Source organism: Microbacterium festucae (assembly GCF_025421715.1).
Taxonomy (GTDB): Bacteria; Actinomycetota; Actinomycetes; order Actinomycetales; family Microbacteriaceae; genus Microbacterium; species Microbacterium festucae.
This window is the reverse complement of record NZ_JAOEFC010000002.1, coordinates 311,995-328,786: the sequence shown is the minus strand read 5'-3', so window position 1 is coordinate 328,786 and position 16,792 is coordinate 311,995. Positions and strand designations below refer to the sequence as shown.

The window sequence follows — 16,792 nt, the reverse complement described above, 5'->3', positions numbered from 1 at the left end:
AATTCTACTCAGTGAGAGCGCGCACGACGGCATCCGCGAGAAGTCGGCCCTTCAGGGTGAGCACGACACGGCCGCGCACGGCGGCGGCGCCCTCGATCATCCCGTCGGCGATGAGGGCGGCCACGGCGCGCCGGGGCGCGTCGGGCAGCTCGCTCAGCGGCAGGCCGTCGACGATGCGCGAGCGCAGCAGCACGCTCTCCAGCCGCCGCGCCTCGGCGTCGGGGCGCTCACGGCCGGCGGCCGGCGACGACCCGGCGTCCAGGCGCTGCGCGTACGCGGCGGGATGCTTGACGTTCCACCACCGCAGCCCGGCGACGTGGCTGTGGGCACCCGGCCCGTAGCCCCACCAGTCGGTGCCGCGCCAGTAGGCGAGGTTGTGGCGCGACCGGTGCGCGTCACCGCGCGCCCAGTTCGACACCTCGTACCAGTTGAACCCCGCCGCGCCCAGCAGCTCGTCGGCCAGCTCGTACATGTCGGCCTGCACGTCGTCGTCGGGCGCGTCGACCTCGCCGCGGCGGATGCGACGCTCCAGCGCGGTGCCGTCTTCGATGATGAGCGCGTAGGCCGAGATGTGGTCGGGCTCGAGGGCGATCGCCGCCTCGAGCGAGGTGCGCCAGTCGGCCGTCGACTCCCCCGGCGCCCCGTAGATGAGGTCGACGCTGACATCGAGACCGGCCCGCCGGGCTGCGGCGACGGCGGTCGCCACGGCGGCGGGATCGTGCGTGCGGTCGAGCGCGGCCAGCACGTGCGGCACCGCCGACTGCATGCCGATCGACATGCGGGTCACCCCCGCCGCGGCCAGCTCATCGGCCACCGCGTCGGTGACGGTGTCGGGGTTGGCCTCGACGGTGACCTCGGCGCCCGGTGCCAGCGTGAACGTGTCGCGGATGCCGCCCAGCATCCGGGCGAGGTCGCCGGCGGGCAGCAGGGTGGGCGTGCCCCCGCCGAAGAACACCGTGGATGCCGGTCGCAGCGCTCCGGCGGCGGCCAGCACGCCGCGCGAGAGGGCGATCTCGCGCAGCACCTCATCGGCGTAGGCGTCCTGCCGGGCGCCGCGCAGTTCGGTGGCGGTGTAGGTGTTGAAGTCGCAGTAGCCGCAGCGCACACGGCAGAACGGCACGTGCACGTACGCGCCGAAGTCGGTGTCGGGCGACACGACGAGCTCTCGCGGCAGGGCGCCGTCGGCGGGTGCGGGATCGCCGATCGGAAGAGCAGAACCCATCAGGACGGGGTTGTGTACAGCGGCGAGATGGCGCGCAGGTAACCCTGGAAGAGCTCCCGGCGACGGCGGGTGACCAGCGGCGGCAGCATCCGGTAGAACGCCGACACGGGGCGGTCGAAGGCGCGCACCGTGAACCACACCTCGTCGTTGTCGTACCAGTCGATCATGAACGACTCCTCGCCGCTGACGACCGAATCGCCGATGGTGCCGAGGGCGAACCCGACGCGGCGGGGCTCCTCGACGACGAAGATCACCCGCACCGACGCGTCGGCGCTGTGCCCCTTGACCCGGCCCGAGATCCGCGCCGACGAACCGGCGCCGACGTAGGGCATGCCGTCGGCGTCGAAGCGCTGCTCGGCCTCGAGGCGCGAGGGCGCCACGGCGTTGCCGTCGGCGTCGAAGCTCACGCCCGAGTACATCGGGCCCGAGGCCGGGCGCACATCGGTGACCGAGAGACCGGCACCGCGCAGCGCGCCCCACGCCAACAGCGAATCTGCGGCGCCGGCGAAGCGGTCTTCACCGCTGCCCAGACGCCACGACTGCTCGGCGGGCCTGCTCTTCTCCGGCGGGTACCCCATGAGGTCGGCGGCCTGGGTGGCACCGACGGCGGCGTAGTCGACCGTGCCTTCCTGGAAGCTTCCGCGACGCATGGATGCCAGCCTAACCGCGGCGTCTACTTCTTGTCCTTGCCGTCGACATCTCCCGACAGGGCGGCGATGAACGCCTCCTGGGGCACCTCGACGCGACCCACCATCTTCATGCGCTTCTTGCCTTCCTTCTGCTTCTCGAGCAGCTTGCGCTTGCGGGTGATGTCACCGCCGTAGCACTTGGCGAGCACGTCCTTGCGGATCGCGCGGATGTTCTCGCGGGCGATGATGCGGGCGCCGATGGCGGCCTGGATGGGCACCTCGAACTGCTGGCGCGGGATGAGCTTGCGCAGCCGCTCGGTCATGAGGGTCCCGTAGGCGTAGGCCTTCTCGCGGTGCACGATCGAGCTGAACGCGTCGACCTTCTCGCCCTGCAGCAGGATGTCGACCTTCACCAGGTCGGCCGTCTGGGAGCCGGCCGGCTCGTAGTCCAGGCTCGCGTAGCCCTGCGTCTTCGACTTGAGCTGGTCGAAGAAGTCGAAGACGATCTCGCCCAGTGGCATGTTGTAGCGCAGCTCGACGCGGTCTTCGCTCAGGTACTCCATGCCCAGCAGGGTGCCGCGGCGAGTCTGGCACAGCTCCATCACCGTGCCGACGTAGTCCTTGGGCAGCAGGATGCCGACCTTCACGACCGGCTCGGACACCTCGGCCACCCGGCCGTCGGGGTACTCGCTCGGGTTGGTGACCACGACCGTCTCACCGGTGTCGGTGGTGACCTCGTAGGTCACCGACGGCGCCGTCGTGATGAGGTCGAGGTCGAACTCGCGCGCGAGTCGCTCGGTGATGATCTCCAGGTGCAGCAGCCCCAGGAACCCGCAGCGGAACCCGAAGCCGAGCGCCACCGAGGTCTCGGGCTCGTACTGCAGCGAGGCATCCGACAGCTTCAGCTTGTCGAGCGCTTCGCGCAGCACCGCGTAGTCGCTGCCGTCGATCGGGTAGACGCCCGAGAACACCATCGGCTTGGGGTCGGTGTAGCCGGCCAGGGCGGTGGTGGCGGGCTTGCGGTGGTTGGTGATCGTGTCGCCGACCTTCGACTGGCGCACGTCCTTCACACCGGTGATGAGGTAGCCCACCTCCCCCACGCCGAGACCCTTGGTGGGCACCGGCTCGGGGCTGGACACGCCGATCTCGAGCAGGTCGTGCTGCGCGCGCGTCGACATCATCTGGATGCGCTCACGCGGCTCGAGCTTGCCGTCGACCATGCGCACGTAGGTGACCACGCCGCGGTAGGAGTCGTAGACCGAGTCGAAGATCATGGCGCGTGCGGGCGCGTTCGCATCGCCGCGGGGGGCGGGGATCTGCTCCACGATGCGGTCGAGCAGCTCCTCCACGCCCATGCCGGTCTTGCCGCTGACCCGCAGCACGTCCTCCGGCTTCCCGCCGATGAGGTTCGCCAGCTCGGCGGCGTACTTCTCGGGGTCGGCGGCGGGCAGGTCGATCTTGTTGAGCACCGGGATGATCTGCAGATCGTTCTCCAGCGCCAGGTACAGGTTCGCCAGGGTCTGGGCCTCGATGCCCTGTGCGGCGTCGACGAGCAGGATCGCGCCCTCGCACGCGGCGAGCGAGCGCGACACCTCGTAGGTGAAGTCGACGTGACCGGGCGTGTCGATCATGTTGAGTGCGAACGTGCGGTCGTCGCTGGCCCACGGCATCCGCACGGCCTGGCTCTTGATCGTGATGCCGCGCTCGCGCTCGATGTCCATGCGGTCGAGGTACTGCGCGCGCATGTCGCGGTCGGCGACCACGCCGGTGATCTGCAGCATGCGGTCGGCCAGCGTGGACTTGCCGTGGTCGATGTGGGCGATGATGCAGAAGTTGCGGATCAGCTCTGGAGGGGTCGCAGACGGCTCGAGAGGCTTCAGGGCGCGCGGAGACATGTCTGGAGGAGTCTACCGGCCGGGTGCACGCCCGGCCGTCGCCGCCCGCGGCGGAACCGGAGAATAGCCGACACCCGCCGCGACGCGCCAGGGCAGCGGTCGATGAGAAAGAGTTAACCGTTCTGCCTCTTGTCGCGGGGCGGGACCACCCCGAATGCTCAATCTTGCGGTCGGAAGCTGCGCGATATCCCCAGTCGCGCCCGAGCCGCCCCGGAGACGCATCGTGACGCACAGCAACGCCCTGCCCGCCCCCACCATCGCCTCCCCGCCGCGCGGCCGCCGCACGGTCGCGGCCATCGCCGCGGCCGCCACCGTCGCCGCCGGCCTCGCCCTCGCGCCGCTGCCCGCGGCGGCGGCGGTCAGCGTCGAGGCCGACCTGGTGATCTCCGAGGTCTATGGCGGCGGCGGCAACAACGGCGCCGCCTTCAACCGCGACTTCATCGAGCTGGCCAACGTGGGCGACGCCCCGGCCTCGCTCAGCGGCTACAGCGTGCAGTACGCCTCGGCGACGGGCGCCTCGTGGGCGGTCACCCCGCTGGGCGATCTCACGCTGCCGGCCGGGCAGCAGCTGCTCATCGGGCAGGCCACCGGCGCCAACACGGCGCTGCCGGGATTCACCGCCGACGTCGACGGCACCATCGCCCTGTCGGGGACGACCGGCAAGGTCGCGCTGGTGAACACCACCACCGCGCTGTCGGGGGCCGGTGGCACCGCCGCCCTGCCCGAGGTCGTCGACCTGGTCGGCTGGGGGCCGACCGCCTCGGCGTTCGCCGGCTCGGCGCCCGCTCCCGCCACCTCCAACGCCACGAGCGTCTCCCGCAACGCCCAGTTCGCCAACACCGCCGACAACGCGGCGGACTTCACCGCCGGCGTCCCGAGCCCGCAGGGCCTGGGCGGCACCACCACCCCCACCCCGACGCCCACCGTCACCCCCACGCCCACGCCCACTCCGACGCCGACCGCGCCGGCGACGGTGGCGATCGCCGAGATCCAGGGCACCGGCGAGACCTCGCCGCTGGCCGGGCAGACGGTCACCACCACCGGCGTCGTGACCGCCCACTACCCCACCGGCGGCTTCAACGGCTACGTCATCCAGACCCCGGGCTCCGGCGGCGACGCCGCCCGCACGGCCTCCGACGCCGTCTTCGTCTATGCGCCCGGCGCAGTGGGCGAGGTCGCCCCGGGCGACACCGTGCAGGTCACCGGCGCGGTGTCGGAGTACTTCGGTCTCACCCAGCTCACCGTGGGCGCCGGCGGCGCCGTGAAGGTCGCCGACGCGGCCGCCCCGGTGCCGGTCGCCGTCGGCTGGCCGCGCACGGCCGCCGAGCGCGAGGCCCTCGAGTCGATGCTCATCGCACCCGACGGCGCCTTCACCGTCACCAACACCTACAGCACCAACCAGTACGGCGAGGTGGGCCTGGCTGCCGGCGACGAGCCGCTGCGGCAGCCCACCGACGTCGCGGCCCCCGGCTCGGCCGAGGCCGCCGCGGTCGTCGCCGACAACGCCGCCCGTGCGGTCACCCTCGACGACGGCGCCACGACCAACTTCCTCAGCGCCGCGAACGCCGCCCTCACCCCCGCCTACGTCTCCCTCGACGAGCCGATCATCGTGGGCGCGGGCGTGAGCTTCTCCGCCCCGGTCATCGTCGACTACCGCAACAACGCGTGGAAGCTGAACCCCACCACCGCGCTGGTGGCCGACGGCAGCGGCACCGACGAGGTCGTGTTCGAGAACACCCGCTCGGCGGGCCCGGACGCCGTCGGCGGCGACCTGTCGATCGCGTCGTTCAACGTGCTCAACTACTTCACGACCCTCGGCACCGACAGCGCCTCGTGCGTGGCCTACAGCGACCGCTTCGGCGACGGCGTGACCGTGCGCGAGGGCTGCGACCAGCGCGGCGCGTGGGACGCGGGCGACCTCGAGCGTCAGCAGGACAAGATCGTCGCGGCCATCTCCGCTCTGGACGCCGATGTGGTCGGTCTCATGGAGATCGAGAACTCGGCCGCCCTCGGCGAGCAGCCCGACGAGGCCACGGCCACCCTGGTGGCCGCCCTCAACGCGGCCGCCGGTCGCCAGGAGTGGGCGTTCGTGCCCTCGTCGGCAGATCTGCCCCCGGCATCCGAGCAGGACGTCATCACCAACGCGATCATCTATCGCACCGCAGCGGCCACGCCCGTGGGCGCCGCGCGCGCTCTCGGCGACCAGAGCGGCGACGACCAGGCCTTCGGCAACGCGCGCGAACCCATCGCGCAGGTGTTCGAGCCGGCGGCCGGCGGCGCACCGCTGCTGTTCGTGGTGAACCACTTCAAGTCGAAGGGCTCCGCCGGCCCGTGGCCCGGCGACGCCGACACCGGCGACGGCCAGGGCTCGTCGAACGAGTCGCGGGTGCGTCAGGCGACGGCTCTGCGCGACTGGGTCGACCAGGTGCGCGGCGACGTGGATGCCGTCGCCCTCGCCGGCGACTTCAACTCCTACTCGCAGGAGGACCCGCTGCAGGTGCTCTTCGCCGCCGGCTACGCCGACGCGGAGGCCGCCCTCGAGGTGGACTCGTCGTCGTACAGCTTCCAGGGGCTGTCGGGCTCGCTCGACCACATCCTGCTCAACGAGGCGGCTCTGGGCCGGGCCACCGGCGCCGACATCTGGAACATCAACTCCGGTGAGGCCCTCGCGCTGGAGTACAGCCGGTTCCGCTACCACGGCACCGAGTTCTACGCCCCCGACGCCTACCGCTCCTCCGACCACGACCCCGTCGTCGTCGGCCTGTCGGCCCAGGCCGCTCCGGTGGAGCTCACCCTGCTCGGCATCAACGACTTCCACGGCCGCATCGACGCCAACACGGTGAAGTTCGCGGGAACCGTCGAGCAGCAGCGCGCCGCGGCATCCGGGCCCGTGCTGTTCCTGTCGTCGGGCGACAACATCGGCGCGTCGCTGTTCCCCTCCGCCGTCGCGCAGGACCAGCCCACCATCGATGTGCTCAACGCCCTCGGGCTGCAGGCCAGCGCCGTGGGCAACCACGAGTTCGACCGCGGCTTCGCCGACCTCGCCGGTCGCGTGAGCGACGCATCCGACTACCCGCAGCTGGGGGCCAACGTGTACCTCGCGGGCACGACCACCCCGGCGCTGGACGAGTACACGCTGCTCGAGGCGGGCGGGCTCACCGTCGGCGTCATCGGCGCCGTCACCGAGGAGACCCCCACGCTGGTCTCCCCCGCCGGCATCACCGACCTCGACTTCGGCGACCCGGTCGAAGCCGTCAACCGCGTGGCCGCGCAGCTGAGCGACGGCGACCCCGCCAACGGCGAGGCCGACGTGCTCGTCGCCCTCTACCATGAGGGTGCCGGCGCGGGCACGCCCGACGGGGCGACGCTGGACGAGGAGCTCGCCGCCGGCGGCGCCTTCGCCGCGATCGTCGACGACACCTCCGCCGAGGTCGACGCGATCTTCACCGGTCACACGCACAAGGAGTACGCGTGGTCGGCGCAGATCCCCGGCACCGACCGCACGCGTCCCGTCGTGCAGACGGGCTCCTACGGCGCCAACCTCGGCCGCATCACGCTGACCGTCGACCCGGCCACCGGCGAGGCGACCGCCCACACCGAGACGAACATCCCGCGCACCACGACCGCCGACGCCGACCTCGTCGCGGCCTACCCGCGGGTGGCCGAGGTGTCGCAGATCGTCGCCGACGCGCTGGCCGCAGCGGCCGAGATCGGCAACACGGCCGTCGCCGAGGTGTCGGGCGACCTCACCACCGCCTACAGCGGCGGGGCGTTCGTCAACGGCGTCTACACCGGCGGCACTCGCGACGACCGCGCCAGCGAGTCGGTGCTGGGCAACACCGTCGCCGACATGCTGCGCGACTCGCTGTCGGCCCTGCCCAGCGGCGCCCAGATCGGTGTGACCAACCCGGGCGGCCTGCGCGCCGACCTGTGGGACACGCAGGCCGAGTTCGGCTCCACCGCGGTGCCGGGTCTTCCCGACGGGACGATCTCGTACTCGCAGGCCAACGCCGTGCTGCCGTTCAACAACACGCTGGCCCTGGTCACCCTCACCGGCGCCCAGTTCACGACGCTCCTCGAGCAGCAGTGGCAGCGGGACGCCGCGGGCAACGTGCCCTCGCGCCCCTACCTGCAGCTCGGGCTGTCCGACAACGTGTCGTACACCTACGACCCGGCCCTGCCGGAGGGCTCGCGCATCACGTCGGTGACCGTCGACGGGGCCCCGATCGACCCGGCCGCCGAGTACCGCATCGGCACGTTCTCGTTCCTGGCCACCGGCGGTGACAACTTCCGCGCCTTCACCGAGGGCACCGGCTATGTCGACACCGGCCTGCTCGACTACGAGCAGTGGATCGACTTCCTCGCCGACCGCTCCCCCGTGGCGCCGGACTACGCCAAGCACGCCGTGCAGGTCTCGGGCGTCCCCGAGACGGTCGCCGCGGGCGAGACCGTCGAGTTCTCGGTGGCCGGTCTCAACCTCACCAGCCGCGGCGCCCCCGAGAACACCTCGGTGACCGTCGCCCTGGGCGACCAGGTGCTCGGCGAGGTGCCGGTCGCCGCCGGCGCGGCCACGGTGACCGCGACGATCCCCGCGGGCACCCCCGCCGGCGCGGTGACCCTCACCCTCACGGCGGCGCCGTCGGGCACGGTCGTGCAGGTGCCGCTGCAGGTCGAGCAGACCGTCGTCAAGGCGGCCACCTCGACGCGCCTCATCGCGCTGCTGCCGGTGCACCTCAACCGCCTCCTGCCCACCACGCTCATCGCCGCCGTCTCGCAGGACGGCGGGCGCCCCGAGGGCGTCGTCGAGTATCGCGAGGGCGGGCCCGAGGGCACGCTCGTGGGCACCGCCGAGGTGCGCCGGGGCGTCGCGACGCTGCGCCTGGGCGTGCTCAGCCGCGGCACGCACCGCTACACGGCGGTGTTCGTGCCCAGCGACCCGGCCACGGTCGACGGCTCCGTCAGCAACGAGGTGAGCGTGTACGCGCTGCGGTGAGCGCATGCTGCTGAGTGCTGCTGAGCGCTTTCCGGAGCAGAGCAATGCTGCTGCACTGAGCGAGTGCTGGGCATCCCGACCCGCCCCCGGCCTGTTCTGACAGGCTGGGGGCATGTCGGTTTCGGTGGTGATGGTCCACGGCATCCGCACGTCCGCCACGATGTGGCGCGCACAGCTGGCCTATCTCGCCGAGCGCGGCACGGATGCCGTCGCCCTCGATCTGCCCGGACACGGCACCCGCATGGGTGAGACCTTCACCCTCCCCGGCGCGCTCGAGACGATCGACGACGCGGTGCGCTCCGCCGCCGCGCGCGGCCCCGTGCTGCTGGTGGGTCATTCCATGGGCGGGCTCGTGTCGACCGCCTACGTCGGCGCGGAGGAGCCGCCGCCGGTGGCCGGCTTCGTCGCGGCATCCTGCACCGCCTTCCCCCGCGGCATCGCGCTGGCGACCTACCGGGCGCTGGCCCGCCGCGTCGACGCCCTTCCCGGCCGCGGGCAGTGGCTGGCCGACCGGATGCTCGACCGCACGCTGCCGGTGGAGACCCGCGCCGACTTCGGGGCGGGCGGCTACGCCTACGATGCACAGGACATCGCGCTGGCCTCGCTGTCGTCGCTCGACCTGGTGGCGGCGCTGCGCCGCATCCGGGTGCCGACCTGGTTCATCAACGGCGAGTTCGATCAGCTGCGCTTCAACGAGCGCGTCTTCGCCGCCGCAGTGCCCCACGCCGAGCTGTACGTCGTGCCGCGCACGACCCATCTCGTGACGGCGATGCGCCCCGACGTGTTCAACCTGATGCTCGAGCTGGCGCTCGTGACGCTCGAACAGGGCGAGGGTGCGCCGGGGAGTGTCGAGCCGGCGGTCACGCCCGAGCAGGGGCCGTCTGCGGGGTCGTGACGTCGCGGCGGCGGATGGCGAGGGTCATGATGCCGCCGACGATCGACAGTGCGCCGCCGACGGCGAACATGAGGGCGAAGCCGCCGACCGCGGCGACGAGTCCGGCGCCGATGAGCGGGCCGAGCAGCTGCCCGAGACTGGCCGAGACGTTCACGAAGCCGAGGTCGCGAGCGTGGTCGTCGGGGTGGGGCAGCAGGTCGGTCGCGAAGGCGAGCCCGACCGCCATGTAGGCCCCGTAGCCGACGCCCAGCAGCGCCGCGGCGACCATCGCGACCGTCAGCGACGGGAACGCGGCCAGCAGCAGCGCGGCGCCGCCCTGCACGATCGCCGACCACACGACGATGCCGCGGCGGCGGCCGGTGCGGTCGGAGATGCCGCCGGCGACCACCGACGAGGCCACGACGAAGACCGTGTAGACGACGATCAGCAGCAGCAGGTCCTCCTCCGCCGTCGCTGGGTCGAGGCCGAGGCCGTACAGCAGGAAGAACAGCAGCAGCCCGGTGCCCAGGGCATTGCCGATGTTGACGGTGAGGCGTCCGGCCAGCAGCCACGCGAAGTCGCGGTCGCGCAGCGCCGCGAGCCGTTCGCCGAGCCGCCGCGGTGTGCGCGCCCGCTCCGATGCCGCGGCCTCGGGCGGGTCGGGCAGCAGCAGCGCGGCGGCGGCGCCGGCCACCAGCAGGAAGCCGGCCAGCACCAGGTAGCCGGCCATCACACTGAGCCCGAACACGACGACCACGCCGACGCCGAGCACGATCCCGAGCGCCTGCGACGACGACACCACCGCGGATGCCGTGCCGCGCTGCCCCGCGAGCTGATCGGCGATCATCGCCGTGAACGCCGCCGAGGCGACCGCGGTGCCCACCGACACGCCGATCCAGGCGAGCCCCACACTCCAGGGGCCGGAGGCGACGGAGATGCCCACCAGCGAGACCGCCGCGACCACGACGCCGGCCAGCGCCCAGGGACGGCGTCTGCCGAACCGTCCGCGCGTGCGGTCGGACAGTCCGCCCGCGATCGGCGCGGCGATCACGCCCGCGACGCCGCCGACGGCGAGCACGAGTCCCGACCACACGACGCCCGACACCCACCCGGAGGCATCGTCGGGGGTGTCCAGCTGCAGCGGGATGAGCAGCTGCAGCGGTGTGAGCTGCACCGTCCACAGGGCCAGCCAGGCGAGGGTGAACAGCAGGAACCAGCGGGGTCCGACGCGCATGGCATGATCATGCCGCAGCGGGGCCGCGCGGCCGTCGATGTCCGATGCGACGCGCCGGAACCTGGTAGACTCACTGTTTGGCTTGCGCGTACGGTTCCCACACCGTGCGACCGCCGGAGGCGCCCCTCTACCGCCCACCCGGCACATCCAACCGATAACTCCGAACGAAAGATACGTCGAACGTGGCGAACATCAAGTCGCAGATCAAGCGCAACAAGACCAACGAGAAGGCGCACGAGCGCAACAAGGCCGTCAAGAGCGCGCTGAAGACCGAGGTGCGCCGCACCCGCGAGGCCGTCGCCGCCGGCGACAAGGCCGCCGCGGAGAAGGCCCTCGCGAAGGCGTCCAAGAAGCTCGACAAGGCCGTGAGCAAGGGCGTCATCCACCAGAACCAGGCCGCGAACCGCAAGTCGGCCATCGCGAAGCAGGTCGCCGCTCTCTGATCCGAGCGCGCACCCGAAGGCCCGTCCCGTCAGGGGCGGGCCTTCGTCGTTCACGGCGCGGGTGGTTGCTCTGCGGCGCCCGCTCGGCGGCGGGGCCGTGCGCGGCGCGGTACCGGAACCGCTCCCGCTGTTCACTGGCGCCCAGTTGCCGCCTCGCGCGGCCCGAGGCCACATCTAGGCGCGAGTGAACCCCAAGGCGGGGCCACCCGCGCCGAGCGCAGCCAGGTCCCACAGAACGCGGGCGCAGCGCCCAGAACCCACCGTCTCCGGGACACGCAGCTAGGGCAGGTCCCACAGAATGCAGATGCAGCGCCCGCAACCCACCGATTCCGGGACATCGCACCGAGGCAAGTCCCACAGAACGCAGGTGCAGCGCCCAGAACCCACCGATTCCGGGACACGGCACCGAGGCAAGTCCCACAGACCGCGGGTGCAGCGCCCGCAACCCGCCGATTCCGGGACACGGCACCGAGGCACGTCACACAGAATGCGGATCCAGCGCCCTCAACCCACCGTCTCCGGGACACGGCACCGAGGCACGCCACACAGAATGCGGATCTAGCGCCCTCAACCCACCGTCTCCGGGACACGCTGACACCTTTCGCGGGACACGGCACCGAGACACGTCGTCCAGAACGCGCATACCGCGCCCGCAAGCCACCGTTCGCGGGACGCGCCGCCGAGGCAGGTCCCACATAGCGCGGGTATGGCGCCCGCAACACCCGGATGCCGTCGGCGCGCAGCCCCACGACCGACACCGGCACCGACCCCCGGCGCAGGAGGCTCCGGCTCAGGAACCGTACGGCGCGCGGGTAGCGATGACGGTCACGAGGCGTTCGACGGCGAAGACGGCGTCACGGGACGCGCCTTTGACCTCGGCATCCGCGCGGGCGGCGGCCTGGATGGCGAGGCCGAGTGAGGCCTCGTTCCACCCCGACAGGTCGCGGCGGGCGCGGTCGACCTGCCAGTCCTTCATGCCCAGGCGCGCGGCGAGGGCGGCGGCCGGCTCGCGCGAGCCGGCCACACGCGCCATGGTGCGCAGCTTCGAGGCGATCGCGGCGACCAGGGGAACCGGGTCGGCGCCGCTGGTGAGGGCGTGGCGCAGGGCGACGAGCGCGTCGCCGTAGCGTCCGGCGATGGCGGTGTCGGCGACGGTGAACGCCGTCGTCTCGACGCGGCCGCCGTAGTAGCGCTCGACGGTCTGCTCGCCGATGTCGCCGGCGACATCCGAGATCAACTGCTGGCAGGCCGCGGCGAGCTCTGTGAGGTCATCGGTGAACGCGCCGACGAGCGAGCGCAGCGCCGCGGGGGCGATGCGCTTGCCCGCTGCCTGGAACTCGCCGGCGGCGAAGTCGAACCGGTCGGAGTCGCGCTTGACCGCGGGGCACGCGATCTCGACGCCGCCGCCGAGGCCGGAGCGGATGGCATCCAGCAGCTTCTTGCCGCGCACGCTCGCCCCGGTGTGTCGCAGCACGACGGTGGCACCCTCTTGCGGCGACTCGAGGTAGGCGAGGGCCTCGGTGAGGAACGCGTCGCTGCACTTCTCGACGCCGCCCACGCGCACGAGACGCGGCTCACCGAACAGGCTGGGCGAGGTGAGTCCGAGGAGGGAACCGGGCGCGTAGTCGTCGGCGCGCAGGTCGCTGACTTCGAGGCTCTCGTCTTCGGCGCGCAGGTAGTCGCGGATGCCGGCGGTCGCGCGCTCGGCGCAGATCTCTTCGGGGCCGGAGACCAGCACGATCGGCGCGGGCTGCGGGGCGCGCCAGGACTGCTGCGGGATCGCCGAGCGCGCGGGCGTGCGGGAGGCGGATCGACGGGGCGCGGGCGTCATCCGACCAGCCTAGCCACCGGGTGCGACGTCGCCCGCCGCCTCGTCGGGCCGGCGGCGCCACACCCGCAGCACGTCGCCGTCGAGCCAGAGCGCCGCGTCGCCGCCCCGGTCGGTGCGCGCCGTGAAAGCGCCCACGGTGGCGAGGGTCTCGAGGATCGACGCCCGCGGGTGCCCGTAGTCGTTCTCGCCCACGGTCACCAGCGCGATTCCGGGCCGCGTCGCGCGATAGAGGTCGGGCGACTGGTCGGCGCTGCCGTGATGTGCGACCTTGACCACGTCGTAGCGGCCGCGCAGTGCTCCGGATGCCAGGATCGACTGCTGCGGCGAGGCGGAGAGGTCGCCGAGCAGCAGGGTCGACGGCAGCCCGCCGCCTGACACGTCGACGACGACGCTGGCGTCGTTGCCGGGCTCGGCGCGCGTGCGCGGCCAGAGCACCCGCCACGTCGCCTCGCCCAGCACGCCCGTCATCCCGGTCGTCACGGCCACCGCGCGGGCGCCTCCCGCGACCAGCTCGTCGACGAGCGCGGCGTCGGCTGCGTCGTCGGTGGGACCGTGCACGAGCAGGTCGACCCGACCGGTCACGGCGGCGATCCCGCCGCGGTGATCGGCGTCGAAGTGCGTGAGAACCAGCACGTCGATGCGGCCGACCGCCCACCGATCGAGGCAGGCGCCCAGCGGCTCCGGATCGGGCCCGGTGTCGACGAGCATGATGCGACCCGCGCTGCGCAGCAGCACGGCATCCCCCTGCCCGACCTCGCACGCGACGACGGTCCACTCCCCCGGCGTCGTGGCCCGTTCGACAAGTCCCAGCCCCGGCCCCGCCCCGGCGATGATCCCGGCGGCCGCGCAGACGACCACGACCGACGCGGCGCGCAGGCGACCGCGGACGGCGACGACGGTCACGGCCACCGCCCCGCCGACGACCGCGAGCAGCGCCGCGCCGAGGGGCCCGTCCGGCCATGGCACCGCGGGGATGCCGGAGAGCACCTCGGCCGTGCCGGCGATCCATGCGGCGGGAAGCCAGGCCAGCCCCGCCAGTCCTGCCCCCAGCACGGGCACCCCCGCCAGCAGGCAGGCCGCCAGCCCCAGCACCGTCGCGGCGGGCGCGGCGGGCCCGGCGAGGATGTTGGCGAGCACACCCTGCAGCGGTACGGTCGGCGCGATGAGGATCAGCAGCGGTCCGCACGCCAGTTGAGCGGCCAGGGGCACCGCGACAGCCAGCGCCACGGGGCCCGGCATCCATCGGCTGAGCCCGTCGGCGAGCGGCCCCGCCAGCAGCAGCAGCGCCGCGGTCGCAGCCGCCGAGAGCGCGAAACCGAGCGAGGTGCACAGCCACGGGTCCAGCAGCAGGATGCCGGTGACGGCGGCCGTCAGCAGCGACACGCCCGCGCCGATGCGGCCGAGCACGAGTCCCAGCATCCCGATGGCGGCCATCACCGCCGCGCGCACGACGCTGGGTTCGGGTGTGACCAGGACGACGAAGCCCGCCAGCACGGCGAGAGCGAGCGTGACGCGCACCCAGCGGCGCGCGCCGCACAGCGCCGCCGCTGCGAAGGCGATGCCGACCACCAGCGCGCAGTTGGCCCCGGAGACGGCGGTGAGGTGCGACAGCGATGACGCCTTCATGGCCGCGTCGAGCTCGGCGGACACCCCGGCCGTGTCGCCCACCGCAAGACCCGGGACGAGCCCCGCTCCCGGTTCGGGGAGCCCGCGGACGACCTCGTGGAGTCCTCCGCGCAGACCGGCCGCGGCCGCCAACACCCCCTGCGGCGGGGCCCGCACGCTGAGAGTCGACGCGTCGACGACGAGCACCGCCCGCGCCCCCGCATCGGCGCGGAACGCGGTGCCTTCCAGCGCCACCCGCGCCCCGACGTCGAGGCCGTCGACGCGGGCGTCGGCGCGCACGACGATCGGCGCGCTCACGGCCTGCACGGCGGAACCGACCGCCACCTGCTCGAGATGGGCGTCGAAGCGGATGCCGACCGCTCCCGGCTCGACTTTCCCGACGACGACTGCCTCCAGCCGCAGCGAGCGGCCACCATCGACCGGCAGCGCTGCGACCGCGTCGCGCGCGGGGGCCGCCGCCGCCACGTGCAACGCGACGCCGACGCCCACCGCAGCGGCGACCGCCACGAGCGCCGCGAGGCCCTGCCAGTGTTCGATGCGGCGGCGAGGGGCTCTGTGCCGCGTGTGTGATGCCGGGGTGCCGCGTGCCTGCCCCGCGCCCTGCTGTGGCTCCGGCCGCGCCTCTTCCATCCGGCCGTGCACCGGGTCAGCGGGCGGAGCCGTGGCATCCGGGGTGGGAAGTGCGACGCGCGGGCCCAGAGCTCTCGCCATCGCCGCGCGCGACGCGGCGCCGTGTGGTCGCCCGTCGCTCTCATGCGTCGCATCCGTCCTCGACGCTGTCCCCGCGCCGCCCCGCGCCGCGCGCGCCGCGACCAGCAGCGCCACCACCGTGACGGTACCGCCGATAGCCGCGACGGCGACGGCGGTGCCCGGCAGCGCGGTGGTGAGCGCGGCGACGGCCCATGCCACCGCGGCCACCGGCACCAGTCGCAGGTCGGTGCGTCGCGCTCGGCGCCCGGTCATACCCGCACCAGATCCCGGAGGCCGGCCAGCATCTTGTCGCCGATGCCCGGCACCGACAGCAGATCGTCGACGCTCGTGAAACGTCCGTTCTGCTCCCGCCACTGCAGGATGCGTTCGGCCAAGGCCGGCCCGATGCGCGGGAGCGTCTCGAGCGCCGTCGCATCCGCCGTGTTGAGGTCGATCTTGCCGTCGGGCCCGACGCCACCGGCGTTCCCGCCCGTGTCGCTCGCGCCGCCGGCTCCGGCCGCGGGAACGTCGCCGACCCGCGGGACGATGAGCTGCTCGCCGTCGGAGAGCGGCCGCGCGAGGTTGACCGCGGCGGGATCGGCATCGGGGGCGAGGCCCCCGGCGGCGCCGATGGCGTCGACGACGCGCGTGCCCGCGTCGAGGCGGTAGAGCCCAGGAGCGGCGACCGCGCCGGCGACGTGCACGTAGAGCGCTGCCGGCGTGACCCCCGCGTCTGCGGTGGTGGTCGCGGCGGTCGGGCGGGGTACCGAGGCTGCCGGCGCGGCGACCGTGCGCACGACGCCGATGCCGACGGTGACCGCGGCGATGGCGATCACCAGGACGATCGCGGCGCCGAGGCCGAGCCTCCTTCGTCGTTGCCCGTCGCCGGCCGTCATTCCACCGAGGCTCGCAGGCCTCGCCCTGCGTCAGACGCCGACCTGCCCGATCCGTGGAGGAATCGCCCCGCGACCCCTCCGGTGAGGAAGCTGTGCGATCACGCATCCGCGCCGCCGCACACCCTCACCCCCGAGGCCCCGCCGGGCTGTCTGCCCATCGCTCACTCGCGCCCAACTGTCCCCTGGGGCCCCGCGAGGCCACATCAAGGCGCGAGCGAGCCACGGGCTCGCGCACCGCCCCGCGTTCACTGGCACCCAACTGCGGCGTGAGGACCCCCAAGGCGACGCTTGGGCGCGAGCGAACCTGGGCGCGGCCTCCCCACGTGCACTGGCGCCCAACTGCGGCGTGAGGACCCCCAAGGCGACACTTGGCCGCGAGTGAACCTCCGGGACGCCCCGGGGCTCGCGTTCACTGGCGCCCAACTGCCGAGTGGGGGCGCCTGGGGCCGCAACAGGGCG

Annotated in this window: 10 protein-coding genes; 3 read left to right on the top strand and 7 right to left on the bottom strand. The window is 73.1% G+C overall.

Going from position 1 to position 16,792, the window contains the following annotated elements:
• Window positions 1-4: 4 nt before the first annotated feature.
• From hemW to lepA, 3 genes are read right to left on the bottom strand one after another with little or no spacing between them, the layout of a single operon-like run.
• Window positions 5-1,222, bottom strand: a complete 1,218-nt coding sequence (gene hemW, locus N3K63_RS07670) for a radical SAM family heme chaperone HemW (RefSeq protein ID WP_261579570.1) — start codon at window positions 1,220-1,222, stop codon at window positions 5-7.
• Window positions 1,222-1,872 carry a DUF1990 family protein gene (locus tag N3K63_RS07665; RefSeq protein ID WP_261579569.1) on the bottom strand — a complete coding sequence of 217 codons (651 nt, stop codon included), beginning with the start codon at window positions 1,870-1,872 and terminating at the stop codon, window positions 1,222-1,224. Before N3K63_RS07665 ends, hemW begins: the two co-directional genes overlap by 1 nt.
• A gap of 23 nt (window positions 1,873-1,895) precedes the next feature.
• Window positions 1,896-3,746, bottom strand: coding sequence for a translation elongation factor 4 (lepA, locus tag N3K63_RS07660; RefSeq protein WP_261579568.1), 1,851 nt, complete (start codon window positions 3,744-3,746; stop codon window positions 1,896-1,898).
• 223 nt (window positions 3,747-3,969) lie between these two features.
• Here lepA and N3K63_RS07655 point away from each other — a divergent pair, with 223 nt between their 5' ends.
• Both N3K63_RS07655 and N3K63_RS07650 read left to right on the top strand, forming a co-directional pair.
• The gene (locus N3K63_RS07655; RefSeq protein ID WP_261579567.1) at window positions 3,970-8,739 is read left to right on the top strand and encodes an ExeM/NucH family extracellular endonuclease; all 4,770 of its coding nucleotides are present in this window, start codon (window positions 3,970-3,972) and stop codon (window positions 8,737-8,739) included.
• A gap of 112 nt (window positions 8,740-8,851) precedes the next feature.
• Window positions 8,852-9,634: an alpha/beta fold hydrolase gene (locus N3K63_RS07650; RefSeq protein WP_261579566.1), complete on the top strand. Its 783-nt coding sequence runs from the start codon at window positions 8,852-8,854 to the stop codon at window positions 9,632-9,634.
• Here the strand turns inward: N3K63_RS07650 and N3K63_RS07645 are convergent.
• On the bottom strand, window positions 9,600-10,847 hold the full coding sequence (locus N3K63_RS07645; RefSeq protein ID WP_261579565.1) for an MFS transporter: 1,248 nt from the start codon (window positions 10,845-10,847) through the stop codon (window positions 9,600-9,602). The two genes, N3K63_RS07650 and N3K63_RS07645, sit on opposite strands and share 35 nt — an antisense overlap.
• A 182-nt stretch (window positions 10,848-11,029) precedes the next feature.
• Here N3K63_RS07645 and rpsT point away from each other — a divergent pair, with 182 nt between their 5' ends.
• A complete protein-coding gene (rpsT, locus tag N3K63_RS07640; RefSeq protein ID WP_261579564.1) occupies window positions 11,030-11,290 on the top strand; it encodes a 30S ribosomal protein S20 in 261 nt (86 codons plus the stop codon).
• A gap of 790 nt (window positions 11,291-12,080) precedes the next feature.
• Here rpsT and holA read toward each other — a convergent pair.
• Genes holA through N3K63_RS07625 form a run of 3 tightly spaced genes read right to left on the bottom strand, consistent with a single transcriptional unit; the run spans window position 12,081 to window position 16,333 of the window.
• Entirely contained in the window at window positions 12,081-13,121 is a 1,041-nt protein-coding gene (gene holA / locus N3K63_RS07635; RefSeq protein ID WP_261579563.1) for a DNA polymerase III subunit delta, read from the bottom strand.
• 9 nt (window positions 13,122-13,130) lie between these two features.
• Entirely contained in the window at window positions 13,131-15,710 is a 2,580-nt protein-coding gene (locus N3K63_RS07630; protein ID WP_261579562.1) for a ComEC/Rec2 family competence protein, read from the bottom strand.
• Window positions 15,707-16,333: a ComEA family DNA-binding protein gene (locus N3K63_RS07625; protein ID WP_261579561.1), complete on the bottom strand. Its 627-nt coding sequence runs from the start codon at window positions 16,331-16,333 to the stop codon at window positions 15,707-15,709. Before N3K63_RS07625 ends, N3K63_RS07630 begins: the two co-directional genes overlap by 4 nt.
• Between the last annotated feature and the right edge of the window lie 459 nt (window positions 16,334-16,792).

Bases quoted from the DNA above. Each gene is read 5' to 3' on its own strand.
- hemW (WP_261579570.1), bottom strand. From the start codon at position 1,222: ATGGGTTCTGCTCTTCCGATCGGCGATCCCGCACCCGCCGACGGCGCC.
- N3K63_RS07665 (WP_261579569.1), bottom strand. From the start codon at position 1,872: ATGCGTCGCGGAAGCTTCCAGGAAGGCACGGTCGACTACGCCGCCGTC.
- lepA (WP_261579568.1), bottom strand. From the start codon at position 3,746: ATGTCTCCGCGCGCCCTGAAGCCTCTCGAGCCGTCTGCGACCCCTCCA.
- N3K63_RS07650 (WP_261579566.1), top strand. From the start codon at position 8,852: ATGTCGGTTTCGGTGGTGATGGTCCACGGCATCCGCACGTCCGCCACG.
- N3K63_RS07645 (WP_261579565.1), bottom strand. From the start codon at position 10,847: ATGCGCGTCGGACCCCGCTGGTTCCTGCTGTTCACCCTCGCCTGGCTG.
- holA (WP_261579563.1), bottom strand. From the start codon at position 13,121: ATGACGCCCGCGCCCCGTCGATCCGCCTCCCGCACGCCCGCGCGCTCG.
- N3K63_RS07630 (WP_261579562.1), bottom strand. From the start codon at position 15,710: ATGACCGGGCGCCGAGCGCGACGCACCGACCTGCGACTGGTGCCGGTG.
- N3K63_RS07625 (WP_261579561.1), bottom strand. From the start codon at position 16,333: ATGACGGCCGGCGACGGGCAACGACGAAGGAGGCTCGGCCTCGGCGCC.